Source organism: Brenneria goodwinii, from assembly GCF_002291445.1.
GTDB classification, from domain to species: Bacteria; Pseudomonadota; Gammaproteobacteria; order Enterobacterales; family Enterobacteriaceae; genus Brenneria; species Brenneria goodwinii.
Window position 1 is genome coordinate 1548327 of sequence record NZ_CP014137.1, and the last position, 19179, is coordinate 1567505.

Annotated in this window: 15 protein-coding genes and 1 pseudogene; 11 read left to right on the plus strand and 5 right to left on the minus strand. The window is 53.6% G+C overall.

Going from position 1 to position 19179, the window contains the following annotated elements; genetic code table 11:
* Window positions 1-66: 66 nt before the first annotated feature.
* On the plus strand, window positions 67-1095 hold the full coding sequence (locus ACN28R_RS06970) for a putative type VI secretion system effector (RefSeq protein ID WP_095834006.1): 1029 nt from the start codon (window positions 67-69) through the stop codon (window positions 1093-1095).
* Between the two features lie 87 nt (window positions 1096-1182).
* On the opposite strand, the gene ACN28R_RS06975 is transcribed toward ACN28R_RS06970, so the two are convergent.
* Both ACN28R_RS06975 and pspF read right to left on the minus strand, forming a co-directional pair.
* Window positions 1183-1734, minus strand: a complete 552-nt coding sequence (locus tag ACN28R_RS06975) for a GNAT family N-acetyltransferase (protein WP_095834007.1) — start codon at window positions 1732-1734, stop codon at window positions 1183-1185.
* Window positions 1735-1782: 48 nt separating this feature from the next.
* The gene (pspF, locus tag ACN28R_RS06980; RefSeq protein ID WP_095834008.1) at window positions 1783-2778 is read right to left on the minus strand and encodes a phage shock protein operon transcriptional activator; all 996 of its coding nucleotides are present in this window, start codon (window positions 2776-2778) and stop codon (window positions 1783-1785) included.
* 226 nt (window positions 2779-3004) lie between these two features.
* On the opposite strand from pspF, the gene pspA reads away from it, so the two are divergent.
* The 6 genes from pspA to ACN28R_RS07010 all read left to right on the plus strand — a co-directional run bounded on the left by pspA (window position 3005) and on the right by ACN28R_RS07010 (window position 9800).
* On the plus strand, window positions 3005-3670 hold the full coding sequence (pspA, locus tag ACN28R_RS06985; protein ID WP_048638756.1) for a phage shock protein PspA: 666 nt from the start codon (window positions 3005-3007) through the stop codon (window positions 3668-3670).
* Window positions 3671-3742: 72 nt separating this feature from the next.
* Window positions 3743-3970, plus strand: a complete 228-nt coding sequence (gene pspB, locus ACN28R_RS06990; protein ID WP_048638757.1) for an envelope stress response membrane protein PspB — start codon at window positions 3743-3745, stop codon at window positions 3968-3970.
* Complete coding sequence (pspC, locus tag ACN28R_RS06995) at window positions 3970-4332, plus strand: envelope stress response membrane protein PspC (RefSeq protein ID WP_048638758.1); 363 nt, start codon at window positions 3970-3972, stop codon at window positions 4330-4332. Before pspB ends, pspC begins: the two co-directional genes overlap by 1 nt.
* A 221-nt stretch (window positions 4333-4553) precedes the next feature.
* On the plus strand, window positions 4554-7337 hold the full coding sequence (locus tag ACN28R_RS07000) for a DUF2339 domain-containing protein (protein WP_095834009.1): 2784 nt from the start codon (window positions 4554-4556) through the stop codon (window positions 7335-7337).
* Window positions 7338-7362: 25 nt separating this feature from the next.
* A complete protein-coding gene (locus ACN28R_RS07005) occupies window positions 7363-8760 on the plus strand; it encodes a YcjX family GTP-binding protein (protein ID WP_095835753.1) in 1398 nt (465 codons plus the stop codon).
* Window positions 8757-9800, plus strand: a complete 1044-nt coding sequence (locus tag ACN28R_RS07010) for a YcjF family protein (protein WP_095834010.1) — start codon at window positions 8757-8759, stop codon at window positions 9798-9800. The genes ACN28R_RS07005 and ACN28R_RS07010 overlap by 4 nt, the downstream gene beginning before the upstream one ends.
* Window positions 9801-9875: 75 nt before the next feature.
* Here ACN28R_RS07010 and ACN28R_RS07015 read toward each other — a convergent pair whose 3' ends face one another.
* The gene (locus ACN28R_RS07015; RefSeq protein ID WP_048638761.1) at window positions 9876-10751 is read right to left on the minus strand and encodes an AraC family transcriptional regulator; all 876 of its coding nucleotides are present in this window, start codon (window positions 10749-10751) and stop codon (window positions 9876-9878) included.
* A gap of 255 nt (window positions 10752-11006) precedes the next feature.
* Between ACN28R_RS07015 and ACN28R_RS07020 the strand changes: the two are divergent.
* The 4 genes and pseudogenes from ACN28R_RS07020 (at window position 11007) to tyrR (ending at window position 17247) form a co-directional block, all read left to right on the plus strand.
* A pseudogene (locus tag ACN28R_RS07020) lies at window positions 11007-12838 on the plus strand (DUF2264 domain-containing protein).
* 46 nt (window positions 12839-12884) lie between these two features.
* Complete coding sequence (locus ACN28R_RS07025; protein ID WP_048639936.1) at window positions 12885-14168, plus strand: oligosaccharide MFS transporter; 1284 nt, start codon at window positions 12885-12887, stop codon at window positions 14166-14168.
* A 37-nt stretch (window positions 14169-14205) separates the two neighbouring features.
* Window positions 14206-15396, plus strand: coding sequence for a glycoside hydrolase family 88 protein (locus tag ACN28R_RS07030; protein ID WP_095834012.1), 1191 nt, complete (start codon window positions 14206-14208; stop codon window positions 15394-15396).
* 279 nt (window positions 15397-15675) lie between these two features.
* Window positions 15676-17247: a transcriptional regulator TyrR gene (gene tyrR / locus ACN28R_RS07035; protein WP_048638763.1), complete on the plus strand. Its 1572-nt coding sequence runs from the start codon at window positions 15676-15678 to the stop codon at window positions 17245-17247.
* Window positions 17248-17609: 362 nt separating this feature from the next.
* Here tyrR and ACN28R_RS07040 read toward each other — a convergent pair whose 3' ends face one another.
* Window positions 17610-18179: a GNAT family N-acetyltransferase gene (locus tag ACN28R_RS07040; RefSeq protein WP_048638764.1), complete on the minus strand. Its 570-nt coding sequence runs from the start codon at window positions 18177-18179 to the stop codon at window positions 17610-17612.
* 491 nt (window positions 18180-18670) lie between these two features.
* Entirely contained in the window at window positions 18671-19174 is a 504-nt protein-coding gene (tpx, locus tag ACN28R_RS07045; RefSeq protein ID WP_048638765.1) for a thiol peroxidase, read from the minus strand.
* Window positions 19175-19179 lie beyond the last annotated feature (5 nt).

Sequence of the window (19179 nt, forward strand, 5' to 3'; positions counted from 1 at the left end):
TTTGGCTACAGCATAAAAAATATCATCCGCCGCTAGAGAGTTTGGATCGCTTTTAAAGGGAATGTGATGAGAAAAGAAAAGGTAATTAACCCCAAGGAGCTTCGTCAGGAATTGTTCGAGGCTCAACTAAAAATACAGTCCGTACGCCGTCGCCTTGACAGTAATCATCGGAGCGTTACGGAAGCTGATTTAGCGCAGGCGGAACAGCACTATCAGCAGGTATTAAGCGAATGGCAGGCGTTGCCGCCGCCGCCGGTATTGCCGCCGAGCGGCAAACTGGAAAAAATCACCGGTCGGCTGGAGTCTTTTAACCGTATCCGCTGCAAGGCTAACTTTGATCCTGATGTGTATGCCACCTCTTCAGACAGAACACTGACGGCGGGAGAAAAGGGCGCGGTGGGCGCGGGTGCCATTGCTATCGGTAGCCCTGCGCTGGCGGGGCTGGCGCTGAAGGGGGAAGAGACGGTTTTAGACGACGCGGACTATGTGCAAGGGATGATAAACGGCCAGCCGTTTGCCGGTTGGGTGGGGATGACGCACCTGAAGGCGGGCGACGAGGTGGAGTTGGCGGCGGCATGGCAGGACGACCATTATCAGGTTTACGCCATTGCCGTACCGGCGTTGCAGATTGTCTCGGTATGTCCCCGATGCAGCCATGGTCGTTATATTCAGGCGATATCCGATGTTAAAATAAGCGCGTTTATGACTCTGCTTATGTTTATTATCTTTAGTTCTATCGGTTTTTTTATGGATGAAGGGACTTTCTGGGAAAATCTTCTTAATGCAGTGATAAACAATTATGACCAGTTTTATCTAGCGACCACTATGATGCTGGTCCTTGGTAGTGTTTTATGGGGACTGTTTTTTTATGGTGACTATAAAGCGTATGCGGAAACTGCCTGCAAACTGGCGGAGGAAATATTTCAGGTATTCGGCTGGCGAAATCCCAAATGGATAAACTTAAAGAAAATAACGGCGAAGCGGGAAAAGGAATTAATGCGTCAGGGGAAATGGTATTCGCCGAAGGATACCAGCAAGCCGCCGCTGCCCAGCGCGAAATTATTATGGGATGATGAGTATTGGCATTATTATTGACCATCTGCATAACATAAAGAATATTACCCGTTTGCGGGTTGGGTAGGGAATAGCGACGTATGGCATTCGATATTGAAAATATTGACGCTAATTTTTTATCCACTGCGTGCGCGATAGCCGATATAACATCACCGATTTGAGCGGATGCCCCGCGGGAACGCGCGGATAGTCGAAATCGTCAGCGGGATTATGCGTCATGCCCAGCTTATGCATCACGCGGCGTGATCGGACGTTGGCGGCGACGGTGGTGGCGACAATTTCATCCAGTTTTAATTCGCTAAAACCAAACGCCAGTGCGGCGCGCGCGGCTTCCGGCGCGTATCCCTTGCCCCAGAATTTACGGGCGATGCGCCAGCCTATCTCGACGGCGGGGGTGAAGTGCGCATCATAGCCGACCCGGACAAGGCCCACCGCGCCGATAAATTCGCCAGTGATTTTCTCTGCCAGCGGCCAGAGGCAAAAACCATGAGCCGCCTGGTGCGCGATTTGCCGATCGATCCATGCGTTGCTGTCGTCGGCCGTGGGCAACGGTATCAGAAATTCCATCGCTTGCGGATCGGCGCACATCGCCGCGAAGGGGACGCGATCCGCCGCTTGCCATTGGCGTAGAATTAATCGTTCTGATGGGCATCTTTCCATGTTTTACATCTCCTGTTTATTCGGCATAAAAATAGCGGGTTATCTACGTCATTCATTAACGCTAATACTATGTTTTTTTAGCAAACCGCGCAGTTGATGATAGGTCAGTCCCAGTAATTCCGCCGCCTTGCGCTGGTTGAAGCGCGCCTTTGCCAGCGCCTGTTCCAGCAGCGTCTGTTCCTGGGCGCGCTGCCACTGCTTCATATCCAATGGGAAATCGGGGATTTTGTCTGTCAGCGCTGGCGGCGCGCTGTCCTCAGCCAGGGGCGCCTTTTTGCGAAACGGATTAATAATAATGGTATCCAATGGCAGATCGCTACTGCCGTGCCGATAAACCGAACGTTCAACCACATTCTTTAATTCACGGATATTGCCCGGCCAGGGGTAGGCGTGCAGCATATCGCGCGCATGCGGGGTGAAACCGGGAAACAGGGGAAGGCGCAGTTCGCGGCACATTTGAATGGCAAAATGCTCCGCCAGCAACATGATATCTTGCTGGCGCTCACGCAGCGGCGGCAGTTGGACGACATCAAATGCCAGCCTGTCTAATAGATCGGCCCTGAACTTTCCGCTGGCCGCCAGCGCGGGCAGGTCGTCATTGGTGGCGCATACCAGCCGGACGTCCACCTGTAACGAGTGACTGCCGCCGACGCGTTCCAGTACGCCATATTCTATGACGCGTAATAGCTTCTCCTGCACCAGCATGGGCGCGGTGGCCAGTTCATCGAGAAACAGCGTGCCGCCGTCGGCACGTTCAAAACGCCCCAGATGACGTTTCTGCGCCCCGGTAAACGCGCCGGCCTCGTGACCAAACAGTTCGGAATCCAGCAGATTTTCATTCAGCGCGGCGCAGTTCAGCGAAACGAACGGGCCTTGCCAACGCGGGGAAAGGTAGTGGAGACGGCTGGCGATCAGCTCTTTACCGGTGCCGCGTTCGCCAATCACCAAGACCGGTTTATTTAGCTGCGCCAATTGCGAAACCTGTTCCAGCACTTCAAGAAAACTGTTTGCTTCACCCAATAGATTTTCTTTTTCCTGTGCCATTAATATTCACCGTGTGATTTTTACCAATAGTTGGTTTATTTGACTAATCTATCCGCTCTTGAAAAATAGTCAAAACATTCCATCCACTATTTTTCAATGAGTTACAGAAAAACAGAAGTTGGCATGGTTCTTGATAAAGTATAGCCATGTCACCACCGCCGAATGACCGGTAGTGATAATAAATCAGGCGTAATCAGACGCTGGAAATCATTAAGAGGATGTGATTATGGGTATTTTTTCTCGTTTTGCCGACATCGTGAATGCCAATATTAATTCGTTGCTGGATAAGGCCGAAGATCCGCAAAAGCTGGTACGGCTGATGATTCAGGAAATGGAAGACACGCTGGTTGAGGTGCGTTCTACCTCGGCGCGCGCGCTGGCGGAAAAGAAACAAATTGCCCGCCGCATCGAACAGGCGCATACCCAGCAGGCGCAATGGCAGGAAAAAGCCGAATTGGCGCTGCGTAAAGACAAAGACGATTTGGCCCGCGCCGCGCTGATTGAAAAACAGAAACTGACGGATCTGATTGCGGTATTACAGCATGAAGCGGAAAGCGTGGAAGAAACGCTGGAGCGAATGAAACGTGAAATCGGCGAACTGGAGAATAAACTGAGCGAAACCCGCGCCCGCCAGCAAGCGCTGACGCTGCGCCATCAGGCGGCATCCTCGTCGCGCGATGTCCGCCGTCAACTGGATAGCGGTAAGCTGGATGAAGCGATGGCGCGTTTTGAACAGTTTGAACGACGCATTGATACCATGGAAGCCGAAGCGGAAAGCGTAGGTCTGGGCAAACAAAAGTCTCTGGATCAGCAATTTGCCGAACTGAAGGCCGACGATGAAATCAGTGCGCAATTGGCGGCGCTTAAAGCTAAAGTTAAACCAGCAGAATAACCGGACCGGCTGTCGTCAAGGTTGGCGGCAGCCCATGCCATACCCGGAAAACATAATAATTAAGGAGTTACGATGAGTGCTTTGTTTCTTGCCATACCGCTGACCATTTTCTTGATTTTTGTGGCGCCGATATGGCTTTGGCTGCATTACAGTCAGCGTAAGCAAAACAATGCGCAACTGGGACAAGGCGACATGCAGCGTTTAACGAGGCTAACGGAAGATGCCCGCCGTATGCGTGAACGCATTCAGGCGCTTGAAGAAATTCTGGACACAGAGCATCCGGACTGGAGAAAATCTTAATGAAAAATACATGGTCAGGTAAAACGTTATATCGCATACCGGAAGAGGGGATGCTGAAGGGCGTGTGCGCCGGGCTGGCCCGCTACTTTGATGTGCCGGTTAAATTGGTGCGCGTGATTGTGGTGCTGTCGATGTTTTTCGGCCTGTTCTTCTTTACCATCGTCGCTTATATCATCCTGACTTTTATGTTGGAACCGGCGCCGGCGGGCAGCTTCAACGATGAGGCGCCATCCCGCACGCCGAGCCAGTTGCTGAATGAGGCTGACGCCACTTTAAGCGCCAGCGAACAGCGTTTACGAAATATCGAACGCTACGTCACTTCCGATACGTTTGGCGTAGAGAACCGTTTCCGCCAGCTTTAACCCTGAACCATGGCAAATTCGCGCCATGGCGATCTTAAACAGCGGCTATGCTTTACTGACGACGCCGATATTATCCGTTCGCCGAACTTTTTCCGTTCTAGACGATAATATCGCGTCGTATCTTATCTTTCCTGCAACAACGGCCGTGACCCAGGTTTGTGAGTTATCCTGAATTCGTGTACAACCGCATCATTCGTTTCAATTAATCAATAAGGTGCTTCATGGATGATTCATGGTTTGCAATTGGCTTGGCTATTTTGCTGATCTATGTCGTCTTGATGCCAATCGTGGTGTTAGCGGCGTATAGGCGCAGCGCGCATAACCAACAGCAGACCGAGCGGCTTGAACAAACCGTCGCCCGGCTACAATCCGAACTGACCCGCGTTTCAGCCAGGGTCGCGCAATTGGACGCGGCCAACAGGGCGGACGATCCTCAGATGGCGGCGGCAACGCGCGCGGAGACAGACGCGGCGATAGCGGCGGCCAGGCCAGTGGCGGACGCGCCGGCTAAGCCGGAAAGGTTTGAAAATCACAAGTCAGCCGCGCGCTTCGATGGGCCGATTGCCGCGTCGCTTGCCGTAAAGGCCGGCGATGAGCCGACGGCCGCGGCCGAATCGCATTCCGGCCTGTTTTCTTCGTTGGCCGGTTGGCTGTGGCAGGGAAATCCGCTGGCCAAAATCGGTATTTTGCTGCTGTTTTTCGGCCTGGCGTACCTGATGAAATACACCATCGAGCGCGATATGCTGGCGATCGAGTGGCGTCTTGGGATCGCGGCGTTAATCAGCGGCGGACTGTTGGCGTTTGGCTGGTATTTACGCCATAAGCAGCGGCTGTATGCCCTGATATTACAGGGCGGTGCGGTTGGGGCGCTGTACATCACGGTATTTGGCGCTTTCCGGCTTTATCTGCTGCTGCCTTATACGGCGGCCTTTGCCCTGTTGTTGATGCTTTGCGCCGCCAGCGTCGGGCTGGCCGTATTACAGCGTTCATTAAGCCTGGCGATGTTGGCCAGCACCGGCGGTTATCTGGCGCCGATCCTGCTGTCGGAAGGCGGCGGCAACCATGTGGTGCTGTTTTCCTATTACCTGCTGCTGTCGCTGGGCATTCTGGCTATCAGCGCGCGCCAGTCGTGGCGAGAGCTTAACCTGCTGGGGCTGTTCTTTACCTTTGGCGTAGGGATGCTCTGGGGCGCGAACCATTATCAGCAAGATTACTACCTCAGCAGTCAGCTATTCCTGATCGTCAATATTCTGATATTCGGCGTGGGCGCGCTGCTGTTCTCCCTGCGTCATCAGCCGGTGGGTAAACAGATTGTCGATGGCATTTTGCTATTCGCGCCGCCGCTAATCGGCTTTGGCATGCAGTACCTGATCACGCAGCGCTGGATCTATGGCCCGGCGCTGTCGGCTTTGGGCTATGGGCTGTTTTACCTGCTGCTGGGAATGCAGCCCCGCATCAAGTCCCCGCGGCTGAAGCTGTTTTCGTTCGCCCTTAGCGGCTGTTTTCTGACGCTGGCGGTGCCGTTGGCCTTTTCCGCCGAATGGACATCAATGACCTGGCTGCTGGAAGGACTGTGCGTATTGTGGGCGGGGTTATATCAAAACCAGCGCCGCATGGGATGGAGCGGCGCGTCCATCATGCTGCTGGGCGTTCTGTCCGCCGGGTATGCGCTGTTTTTCGAAACGTTATCGACAACGTCATTCCTGTTTATCTTCGGCATTCTGGCGTTGGCCGCGCTGTGCGCCAGCCTGTGCTGGCGGCGTTATCGCCAGGTGGAAAGGCATTGGCGCGAATTAAGCCGGGGCTTCTTTATCCTGGGTATCGCCAGTTGGCTTGGCTGGCTGTTTTACGCGGTCGACCGATCGCTGGATGTCTATATCAGGGATTTCTGGCATCGCAGCGGGGTTGTCTCGTCCTGGAGTACGCATGCGCTGTTATATACGCCAGTGGCGCTGCTGTCTGTCGCCGCGTCTACGCTGATCTGGCTTCGCGTGGGGAAACGCCTCGACTGGGCGGCGCTGCGCCACAGTAGCGGGTTACTGTGGGGAATTATGCTGTTGGCGTTGTTGGACCTGGCGGATTCCCGCCAACTGCCGTTGCTGAGTGCCGGTGAACAATGCGTCGCGTTGGGAAGCTGGCTGGCGAGTTTTGCTATCGCTTACTGGCTGCTCTATCGCAATGAAGCATCGCTGCCATTACGGTTGACGCAAGGTTTTCACCTCGCGCTGTTCTGGATGGCGATCGTCTTTCTCTTTTTGCTGGCATCGCAATATCTGTATCCGCGAATCCCGGCAGCGGTGGAAGAGGGTCAGCCGGTCTTAGAGATCGTTCTGCTATCGCTAATCATCATCGCGCTGGCGTCGCCGACGCGTCATTGGCTGTGGCCGTTGACGAAGTGGGCATCATTATATAACCGGACGGGGCTGGTGCCGCCGATCGCCACGCTGTTTACCCTGTTGGGCGCGGCTAACCTGATGGATGGGCAGATAGCCTGGCATGAAGGACATGCGTTCTATATTCCGCTGTTTAATCCGCTGGAAGCCGGCATGGCGCTGGGTATCGCGGCGCTGCTCATCTGGTATCGGCGCGCGCTGATGGCGCCGGTAGACAATTTCGCCCTAAAAGGGCAATGCCGTTTTGCATTGTGGCTGTTAAGTTTTTGGTTGCTAAATGGCCTGCTGCTAAGGTCGCTGGCCTGGTATGCGCAGATCCCGTGGTCGGGCGACGCGCTATGGCATTCTCGTCTGGTGCAAACCACCTTTGCGCTTTTGTGGTCGCTTTCCGCGCTGGTCGGCATGGTGTGGTCGACTCGGCGGCAACAGCGGGCGGGATGGTTGACCGGGGCGTTATTGCTGGGCGTGACCATCATCAAACTGTTTGTGGTGGACAGCGCCGGCGGCGGCGGACTGGCGCGCGCGGTGGCCTTTATCGGCGTGGCGATCCTGATCTTGATCGTCGGTTATTTCGCGCCGCTGCCGCCGAAGCATCGGCCAACCGCTGACTAATCTTTAAGGAGTAATGATTTATCCAATGAAGCGATTACAGAATGAGCTTAATTCACTGGTTAACCGCGGCGTGGATCGTCATCTGCGATTAGCGGTTACCGGATTGAGCCGTAGCGGGAAAACCGCGTTTATTACGGCGTTTGTCAATCAGTTGCTGAATGTACACAGCGGTGCTCATCTGCCGTTATTTTCCGCGGTGCGGGAAGGGCGCTTGCTGGGCGCCAAACGCGTGCCGCAGCGCGATCTTGGTATTCCCCGTTTCGCCTATGATGAAGGCATAGCGGCGTTGTATGGCTCGCCGCCCAGTTGGCCGACGCCCACGCGCGGTGTCAGCGAAATCCGGCTGGCGCTGCGCTACCGTTCCAATGATTCGCTGCTGCGGCACTTTAAAGATACCTCCACGCTGTATCTGGAGATAGTGGACTACCCCGGCGAATGGCTGCTGGATTTGCCGTTGCTTGAACAGAGCTATCTGAGTTGGTCGCGCCAGATGGCGGGGCTGTTGCAGGGCGATCGCGCCGAGTGGGCCAGGCCGTGGCTGACGTTGTGCGCATCGCTCGACCCGTTGGCGCCGGCGGATGAAAATCAACTGGCGGCGATTGCTCAGGCCTATACCGACTATTTACTGCGCTGCAAACAGCAAGGGCTGCATTTTATTCAGCCCGGACGTTTTGTGCTGCCGGGCGATCTGGCCGGGGCGCCGGTGCTGCAATTTTTCCCGTGGCCGCAGGTGGACAAATTAGGCGAGGCAAAACTGGCGCAGGCGGACGGCAAAACCAATATCGGCATGCTGCGCCGGCGTTTTGATTATTACTGTCAAACGGTGGTTAAAGGGTTTTATAAGCATCATTTTGTCCGTTTTGACCGTCAGATTGTGTTGGTCGATTGCCTGCAACCGCTGAACAGCGGCCTGCATGCTTTCAACGATATGCGGCTGGCGTTAACCCAATTGATGCAAAGTTTTCATTACGGCAAGCGCACGCTGTTTCGCCGTTTGTTTTCCCCCTGCATCGATAAGCTGATGTTCGCCGCCAGTAAATCGGATCACATCACCGCCGATCAACACGCGAATCTGGTGTCGTTGCTTCAGCAACTGGTGCAGGAGGCCTGGCAGAATGCCGCCTTTGAAGGCATCAGCATGGATTGCGCCGGTATTGCGTCCGTTCAGTCGACGCAAAGCGGCGTGGTGGAACATCAGGGGCAGAAAATACCGGCATTGAAGGGCAATCGTCTGAGCGACAGTCAGCCTTTGACCGTCTATCCGGGCGAAGTGCCGGCCCGGTTGCCCGGCGCCGCGTTCTGGCAAGAGCAGGGATTCCATTTTGATCAGTTTCGTCCGCGTGAAATGACGGTGGACACCCCGTTGCCCCACATCCGTCTGGATACGGTAATGGAGTTTTTATTGGGAGATAAATTGCGATGAACGAACCACTGAAACCGCGCATGACCTTTGATCAGGCATCGCCAGCGGAGCCGGAGCCGCAGTTGCGCGCCAGCCAGGCATTTGACGAACAGGATGCGCAACACTTCGCGCCTATTGCCCGTGAACAGGAAGTGCCGGAAGAGGGGGTGGCGGAAGAGGTCGTCAACGCCGCCTTGCGTCCGAAACGCAGCCTGTGGCGGCGCATGGTGATGGCTGGTTTGACGCTGTTTGGCGTTAGCGCCATCGCGCAGGGCGTGCAATCGCTGCATAATTCATGGGTTCAGCAGGATTGGATCGCGCTGGGCGGCATCGCCGCCGGCGGTTTAATTGTCGTGGCCGGCGTAGGGTCGATCGCCGTGGAATGGCGGCGGCTGTACCGGCTGCGCCAGCGGGCGGAAGAGCGTGATGTCGCCCGTGATTTACTGCACAGCCACGGCATTGGGCGCGGGCGTGAATTTTGTGAAAAGCTGGCCCGGCAAGCCGGGTTGGATAACGGACACCCGGCGTTGCAGCGCTGGCAGGCTTCGCTGCATGAAACGCATAATGACCGTGAGGTGATTGAGCTGTATGCCCGGCTGGTGCAGCCGGTATTGGATCGTCAGGCGCGCCAGGAAATCAGCCGTTCCGCGGCGGAGTCGACCCTGATGATCGCGGTCAGCCCGTTGGCATTGGTGGATATGGCCTTTATCGCCTGGCGAAATTTGCGGTTGATCAACCGCATTGCGGCGCTCTACGGCATCGACCTGGGCTATTTCAGCCGTATCCGCCTTTTTCGCCTGGTGCTGCTGAATATCGCCTTTGCCGGGGCATCCGAACTGGTGCGGGAGATCGGTATGGACTGGATGTCGCAGGATCTGGCGGCCAGACTGTCGGCGCGCGCCGCGCAGGGGATTGGCGCGGGCCTGTTGACGGCGCGTCTTGGCATCAAAGCCATGGAACTGTGCCGGCCGCTGCCCTGGCTGAACGACAAGCCGCGTCTGGGGGATTTCCGGCGTGAACTGATCGGGCAGGTGAAGGCGACGCTGCAAAAAGCCAAGTAATACTCCGCTGTGTTGCCAATCAGGCTAATTTCTCAGCCAGTGTGACGGTTCGTCGATGTCCACTGGCACTTCATTTTATTTTTCCGCTTCCTGATGATTTTTCGGCGCGTAATTCTTGCGATATTGCAGCGGCGTACGGCCGATCATTTTCTTAAAGCAGGTAATAAAATAGGGGCTGTCGGAAAACCCAACCTGTTGTGAAATATCATCAATAGAATTATTGCTGGTTCGCAATAGCTCGCCGGCGGCTTTTATTCTCCTGGTCAGCAGATATTCATGAATCATTTCTCCCGTCTCCTGTTTAAATCGGCGGGATACATAACTCTTGGATAAATTTAAATAACTTATCAGCGTATCCAGACTGAACTTTTCCATATAGTGTTCTTCAATCCATTGCATCACTTTCGCCGAGAGACTGTCGTCGATGATGTCTTTATTTTCCGCCTGCGGCGGCAACAGGGTGAGTATCTGTAAAATCAGGCAGGCGATATCCTCAAGTGAATAGTTGCCGTCTTCGCCAAGCTCGATGAAACGTGAGAACAGCGTATCCAGCGTAACACGAATATCCGCCAGATCGTAGGCGGCGGCGCGGCTGTCGGGATGGCATAAGCGGTGCAGCAGCGCGCGCTTCTGCGGGAAGTTGTGCAGATAGTTATACAGCACCACGTTATCCAGATGAATAATGGTCCTGCGGTAACGATCGCGTTGGCTATCTTCCACCATCACCTTGTGCAGTTTAAACGGCGGGAAGATGAATAACCGGCCTGGCTTCATTGTATATTGCTGATTATCAACAATAATAACCCCATACCCCTCCTCAACGAACAGCATTTCCAGACATTGATGCCAGTGGTGGTAACGGATCGAGTTCGCATAGAGCCGGTTGAATGAAATGTAACGATCAAACAGCGAGATCAGTTCAAGGTGTTCATGTGAGTTGGGCGGGTTCATAGGACAATATATTGAAACTTTTCACCGGTTTTTTTTAAATTGATTCACTATTTTATTTTTAAACCCATCCGTCAATCAGACTGAATATATTTATGTGACGTTGATAACATTTGGCGCATAAATAAAAACATTAAGCTCTGTTCGGGTTAGCAAATATCACGCGGAAGCCCGGACTATTTTACCTCGGTAAAAATACTCCCGCAGCGTAAAACTTGTGTCTTCTTTTTAGATTCATCCTGAATCAAAGGCATTCTTATGTATAAAGAAAATAGCCATGCAAACACCAGGGGATCACAACGTCGGCAGGTCATTCAGACGTTAAATTCGATGCTGTCGGCGGTTGATAACTATTTTATTCATGGCAAAAGCGGGATCGCCTTCGGACGGACCTGCGCCCACTACGCGCCTGAAATCGCCGAAATGGAGGGGTTATCCAGAATTCTCTGGGGGTATTTCCCTTATTGTCCTCTGGAGAACCTTTGCCGTACTGGGAAAAATATCTGACGGCTATCCGCCATGGCACCGATCCGTCACATCCTGAATATTGGGGTGAAACCGGCCCGTATGATCAGCGGCTGGTGGAGATGGCCGTTTATGGGCTGGGATTATCCCTGATGAAAAATCGCTTAACCGAGCAGTTGAGCGAACAGGAACGGGAAAATCTTCATCAGTGGCTAAATCAAATCAGCCAGGCGGAGATGCCGGATAGCAACTGGAACTATTTCGCCATCATGGTTCAGCTTGGCTTTAAACAGGCGAACATGCCATGGGATAAGGCGGCCGTCGAGATGCGTTTCGCCAAAATGGAAGCCTATTATCTGGGCAACGGGTGGTATTCCGACGGCCCCGGACGGCCAAAAGATTATTATATTTCAATGGCTTTTCATTACTATGGATTAATCTACGCCACACTGATGCGGCATGATGATCCCGCACGGGCGCAGATATTGCGAGCCAGAGCCGCCGCTTTCGCCAATGATTTTATTTACATGTTCTCCTCAGACGGTCTGGCAATACCGTTCGGACGCAGCCTGACCTACCGCTTTGCCGAAGCCGCCTTCTGGAGCGCGGCGGCGTTCGCCGAACTGGATACGTTCTCCCCCGGAGTAATAAAAGGCCTGCTCCTGCGTCACCTGCGCTGGTGGATGTCGCAGCCGATCCTCGATCGTGACGGCATTCTGACGATTGGCTACGCTTATCCGAACCTTATCATGGCGGAAGATTACAATTCGCCTGGTTCCCCCTACTGGGCGTTTAAGTTTTTCCTGATTCTGGCCTTGCCGGAGGAACATCCATTCTGGCAGGCCGAGGAAGAACCTCTGCCGGTCTTGCGTGCGCATCGGGCTATCAAAGAGGCCGATCAGATCCTGGTGCATGACGATCGCTCTTCGCATGTTTATATGCTGACATCCGGCCAGCTTGAGCTGAATAACTACGTCAATACGGAAGCCAAGTACACCAAATTCGCCTATTCCAGCCATTTGGGCTTTACCGTGGAACGCGGCCGCTATGGCATCAAGCATGCTGCCTGCGATTCCATACTGTTATTAGCCGATGGCGATAACTATTTCCGCGGACGGCGCGATTGTACGGAAGTGACGACGACCGACGATTTCATCTTCTCCCGCTGGTCGCCATGGGCGGATGTGCATATTGCCACCTGGTTGATTCCCTGCCAGGGCTGGCATGTCCGGGTACACCGGATAGATACCGCCCGGACGCTGGATACGGTGGAAGGGGGCTTCGCCGTGATTTTCAATCAACATACCCAGACGGATATACAACCACGTGAATGCCGTATTCAGGCCGAAAACGGCCGTAGTCTATTGCTGGATAGAGGGAACCGCGTATCACGCCGCGCGGATACTCTCATTACGCCGCCCAACAGCAGCATCATGTTCGCTGAATGTGCGGCCATTCCCATATTGACCATCCAACTTGCCCCCGGCGTTCACTGGCTAGGCGTCGCCGTCGCCGCTCAGATACGGCAGGACGCACCTCTGGCGCCGCCCCCGGACGTGTCATTCTCCGATACGGCAATAAAACTGATTCAGATGCAGACGGAAAAAAGCATTGCCATTCGTTAACTCCCGCTGACTGCGTTTATTTATCCCTTACCTGTTAAAGGTGGAAATAAAAATGATCACTGCTGAAAACAAAGCAAGTTATTACAAAATGAGTGCGGTTATATTCCTCTATTTTTTTACCTGGTCGGCAAGCGTTGGTCTATTAGCCATCTGGCTGGGAGAAAAATCAGGATTAAGCGGATCGATTATCGGAACGGTATTTGCGGTTAACGGTATTTTTTCGGTTGTGCTGAAACCGATATATGGCTACATCATGGATAAAATCGGCATGAGTAAAGCCCTGCTGTATTTTATTGTTGTGATGTCGGCGCTGATGGCGCCATTTTTTGTGTATGTTTACCAGCCGCTACTGATCAGTCATACCATGCTGGGCATTATTGTCGGGGCCATTTATCTGAGTTTCGCCTGGTATGCCGGGGTTGCGGCCTGTGAATCCTATGCCGATCGCTATAGCCGTATCAGCGGTCTGGAATTTGGTCAGGTGCGGATGTGGGGCTCGCTTGGCTGGGCCATCGCCGCATCGTTTTCCGGGGTGCTGTTTAACATTTCTCCCGCCTATAACTTCATTTTGGGCAGTATAGCTTCCGTTATCATGTTACTGGTGCTGCTCACGCTGAAAGTGGATAGCGCCAGCGAACAGGCGCGCGCCGTATTATCCAAAGAAAAAATTGTGTTTGCCGATGTCATGGCCCTGCTGCGTAACGGCAAATTCTGGGCGTTCTGTCTGTATGTGGCGGGCGTCGCCTGGATGATGTTTATCGCGGAGCAGCAGTTCTCACGTTTCTTTGTGACGTTTTTCAGCACCAAAGAGCAGGGGAATGCCATATTCGGCTATCTCAGCACCGTACAATCCGGGCTGGAATTCCTGATGTATATGGTGATCCCATTTATTGTCAACTACTTCGGCGCCAAGAAAGGGCTGCTGTTTGTCGGCGTACTGGTCGGGACGCGGCTGATTGCGTCCGGGTTGAGCGACAGCCATTTGATAATATCGGTGATTAAACCGTTGTACGGGCTGGAACAGTCGATGCTGCTGGTTTCCGTCTTCAAGTATATCGCCGAGCATTTTGACAAACGTATCAATTCCACCATGTATCTGCTGGGCTACCAGGCCATGATTTATGTCGGCAACGTGGTCATTTCCTCGCCGGCCGGCATCCTCTACGATCGCATCGGTTTTGAACAGACCTACATCATTATGGGCGCGATTGCGCTGGTCTTTACGCTAATTTCCGCCTTCACGCTTTCATCCTGTCGTAGCAGACGTCATCCGGCGGTCGTTCAGCAAGCGGACGCGGTTGTCGACGCATCACCGGCAATCAAACAGTAATCTCTATTTTTTGCAAAAGTTAATAAGGGAGAAACCCATGGTTGTTGATGTTACTAAAGAACCGCTGCAGACCCGTAAATTGGTGACGGTTGACCAGCTTGCACTACAAAATGATCTGACGCGCGCGCGGGAGCGGGTACTCAGCATCATTGATCGCAATATGCGGAATTTTGGCGAGCGTTTTCCAGGGGAGGCCGGGGTTAATGGGTATTATCCGCTGACTGAAAACGTGGAGTGGACCACCAGTTTCTGGTCGGGGCAGCTGTGGCTGGCGTGGGAAATGACCGGCGATGAAAAGTATCGTCATCTGGCGCAACGGCATGTCCGATCTTTCGGCGCACGGATAGCCGGACGGCAGGATACGGAAACGCATGATTTGGGTTTCCTCTATACGTTATCCTGCGTCAGCGCCTGGCGACTAACCGATAATCGTCAGGCGCGCGGCTTTTCCCTGCTGGCGGCGGAAGCCTTACTGGAACGTTTTCACGCCAAAGCGCGGATCATCCAGGCCTGGGGCAATCTGCAGGATCCGCGACAGGCGGGCAGGATGATCATCGATTGCAACATGAACCTTCCCCTGCTGTATTGGGCGACGGAACAAACTGGCGATAGCCGGTTTGCGGATGCCGCCACAGCGCATGTGCATCAGGCGGCCCGTTATCTGATCAGGCCGGATGCTTCGACTTACCATACCTATTATATGGATACCGCGACCGGGGCGCCGCGTTACGGCAATACTCAACAGGGATATGCCGACGACTCCTGCTGGTCGCGCGGCCAGGCGTGGGGGATTTACGGCTTTCTGCTCAGCTATCGCTATACCGGCGATCGGCAGATGATCGAATTATCCAAATGCCTTGCCAATTACTTTCTTAACCGGTTGCCGGAGGATGGCGTTTGCCATTGGGATTTGGCCTTGCTGGGAACCGATGCGCTGCGTGATAGCTCATCGGCGGCGATCGCGGTTTGCGGTCTGCTGGAATTGAGTAAACAACTGCCGGTATCTGATCCTGACAAGGCAGCCTATGAAGCGTGGGCGCGGTTCATTATGTCGTCACTCAGCCGGCATTATCTGGCGCAAGAACATGATGAATGCGACGGCGTGTTGAAACACTCGGTATATCATCTGGCCAGCAATAAAGGCGTTGATGAATGCTGTAGCTGGGGAGACTATTTTTATGTGGAAGCCCTGGTTCGCATGACCATGCCGTGGCAGCCGTATTGGTAATCGGTTTTCGTCAGCGTTTCTCTTCGCAGGGGACGGGGAAACTCTGAATTTTTAATGAGTTAGCACGTTTTTTCAACGCGGAGAAGGGAAGGCTCTGCGTTTTTGATCGGTTAGCTCCTTACTCTGACAAGGGAGAGGGTAATAATGGCTAAAAAAATCGCGTTGCGGCAAGGAAAGCGGTGACTGTCAACTTTTCCTGACACGTCGCTTCATCTGATGGAAGTGAAAGGGTATCATCAATCTTTATTGCCCTGTCGCGTATGAATAAGGTAGTCGTTGATGCGTCTGGAAGTCTTTTGTGAAGACCGTATTGGTTTGGCCCACGAATTGTTGGATCTTCTGGCATCGCGCAATATCGATTTGCGTGGCATAGAAATCGATCCTATCGGCCGTATTTATCTTAATTTCGCCACGCTGGATTTTGATGATTTCCGTACTTTGATGGCGGAAATCCGCCGTATTGAAAGCGTTAGCGATGTTCGAACCGTTGCCTTTATGCCTTCCGAACGCGAACACCGGGCGTTGAACGCGCTGCTGAATTCCATGCCTGAGCCGGTATTTTCGCTCGATATGAAAGGCAAGATTGAACTGGCCAATCCTGCGGCCGCCAGCCTGTTTGGCGCTACCATGGAAAAACTTTATAACCTGTCCGTCTCAACGCTTATCGCCGGATACTCTTTCACGGACTGGCTGGAGCAAGGGAGCCCGTCGGTCACGCAGCGCGTGGTGGTGCGCGGACAAGATTTCCTGCTGGAAATTACGCCGATTCATCTGGAAGACGATGCCGGTAAGAAATCAGCGGCCGGCGCACTGTTGATGCTGAAATCCGCCGTGCGGATGGGGCGGCAATTGCAGGATCTATCGGTTAACGATGACCGCGCGTTTGAACATATGGTGGCGGTCAGTCCTAAAATGCGTCAGGTGATTGAACAGGCGCGGAAACTGGCGATGCTGGATGCGCCGCTGCTGATCGTGGGCGAGACCGGCACCGGTAAGGATATGCTGGCTAACGCCTGTCACTTACACGGCCCGCGCGGCAAGAAAGCGTTTTTGGCGCTGAACTGTGCGGCGCTGCCCGATGAGGTGATGGAAAGCGAGCTTTACGGTCATGCGCCGGGAGCCTATCCGAATGCGTTGGAAGGCAAGAAAGGCTTTTTCGAGCAGGCTAACGGCGGCTCGGTGCTGCTGGATGAGGTCGGCGAGATGTCGGCGCAGATGCAGATCAAACTGCTGCGTTTTATCAATGACGGAACGTTTCGCCGGGTAGGTGAAGATCACGAAGTGCATGTGGATGTGCGGGTTATCTGTGCGACCAAGAAAAACCTGTTGGAAATGGTGCAGCGCGGCGAATTCCGTGAGGATCTCTATTACCGGCTTAATGTCTTGACCCTGACGTTGCCGCCGCTGCGTGAACGCCCGGCGGATATCATGCCGCTGACGGAACTGTTCGTGGCGCGGTTTGCCGATGAGCAGGGCATTCCGCGGCCGAAGCTGGCCGCCGATCTGTACCAGTTTCTGCCGCAGTATGGCTGGCCGGGGAATATCCGCCAGTTGAAGAATGCGATTTACCGTGCGCTGACGCAGTTGGAAGGCAATGAATTAAGCATGCGGAATATTGAACTGCCGGCGTTTTCGGTTGAAATTCCACAGAGTGAAGAACTGTTGGAAGGCTCGCTGGACGATATCAGCAAACGTTTTGAACGCTCGGTGTTAACCCGCTTGTATCAGACCTATCCCAGTACCCGTAAGCTGGCGAAACGCCTGGGCGTATCGCACACGGCGATTGCCAACAAACTGCGGGAATATGGCCTCAGCAGCCGTAAAGGCGCGGGCGAAGAGGACGAGTCATAACGGTCTGAATGTTATGGCGAAAGGGCAAGGTGTACAGCAGAAAAAGCGATTGGCAAACGGGTAATTAAGTTACATTGTAACTTTAAAGCGATGTCTAAACTTCCTAAACCCGTCATTCCCGCGCAAGCGGGAATCAGCCAATGGTTGTTTACGGTTTCAGCAGGTGATTCCCGCCTACTACTGCGGGAATGACAGTGGTGGGGAGCGGGAATGACAAAGGGGCTAAGGGGAATGACAATAACCAGAGGCTACGGGAATAGCATATGGGCTACGGGGAAAGACAATAGCAAGAGGCTAAGGGAGATAGCATAGGGGACGCGGGATGACAAAGGTGAATTAGGGCTTTGGTCAATGGTCCGAAGTTACATCGTAACTTTTTCACCTCTCATGAAATCCCTATCCGCCGGGATCAACGAATACATGGCGGCGTTTAACAAACGATTGCCGACAATCAGCCGGTTTCTGGCGATACCTTCAAAGTGCGCCCCGGTTTTTTCCGCGACGCGACGGCTGGGGCGGTTGTGTTCCGCCGCCACAATCTCCAACCGGGTCAGCCCCAGTTGCTCGAAGCCAAAGCGGATGATAGCGTCTACCGCTTCCAGCGCGATCCCTTGTCTCTGCGCGGACTGGCGTACCCAGTAGCCGATATTACCCATCTGATACATCGGTTGGATATTGTTAATGCCGATAGCGCCGACCAACTCGCCCGATGCCTGATTAAATATGCCGAAATCAAAGGCGATGCCGGCCTGAATATGGTGTTTACAGTGCATAACCCACTGTGTGCATTTGACTGCGTCATATTCGCGGGTACACCAGGACAACCAGCGGCCCACGGTTTCCACTGATTCTTGCACCGCGTCCACGAGTTGCGGTATGTCATCGTTGTGACAAGGGCGGATGAGCAATCGCGGCGTGGTTAATGAAAACATAGATGAACCTCTTGCATAAAACATTCACCGGTTGGAAACCTGTTCGTTCCGGCCGGAAATTCAAGCCTGGGCAGTCTATCCAACCGGTCTTTATCTTGCTCTTCGTCCGGCATATATACCAGCATACGGTCGCCATTATTTGACGTCGTCCATATCAGGCCGCACGTAGTTATAATCTCCGAGTGTCAATCAGGCTGTTTTAAGAAGTCAACCATCGCTGACGTCAGTGCCTGCGGCGCTTCCAGCGCAATAAGTGATGCGCCGATACGATCGTGGACATTATGATGGCGCGCCCTTAGCCGTGAGGGCACTGTACTGATCGTGGATGATGATACAAGGGCAGTTAATAGGTGGTAGGCCACGGCAACTGATGTCGTTTGTTGTTGTCGATGAACCGGATAAAAAAATCCGGCAGGCCATTGGCTACCGGATTTTTTGCGGATAAGAACGGATAATCTGTCTTATCGGATTTTGTATTCCGACTTACGGTATTACTTAAACGCCGCCAGGGCTTTATCGTAATCCGGTTCGGTGGTGATTTCGTTCACCAGCTCGCTGTACACGACATTGTCGTTTTCATCCAGAACAACCACTGCTCGTGCGGTCAGACCTTTCAGCGCGCCGTCAGCGATGGCAACGCCATAGTTTTCTTTGAACTCAGCGCCACGCAGGGTAGAAAGCACCACCACATTATTCAATCCTTCAGCCCCGCAAAAACGGGCTTGCGCAAACGGCAGGTCGGCAGAAATGCACAGAACCACCGTGTTATCCAGTTCTGAAGCCAACTGATTGAATTTGCGCACGGATGCGGCACATACTCCGGTATCGATGCTGGGGAAGATGTTCAGGATTTTACGTTTGCCAGCATAGCTACTGAGAGAGACGTCCGACAGGTCTTTGGCAACCAGTGTAAAGGCTTTGGCTTTATCGCCTTTTGCGGGGAAAGAGCCGGCCAATGGTACGGGATTGCCTTGGAAATGTACGTTCTGTGACATGTATG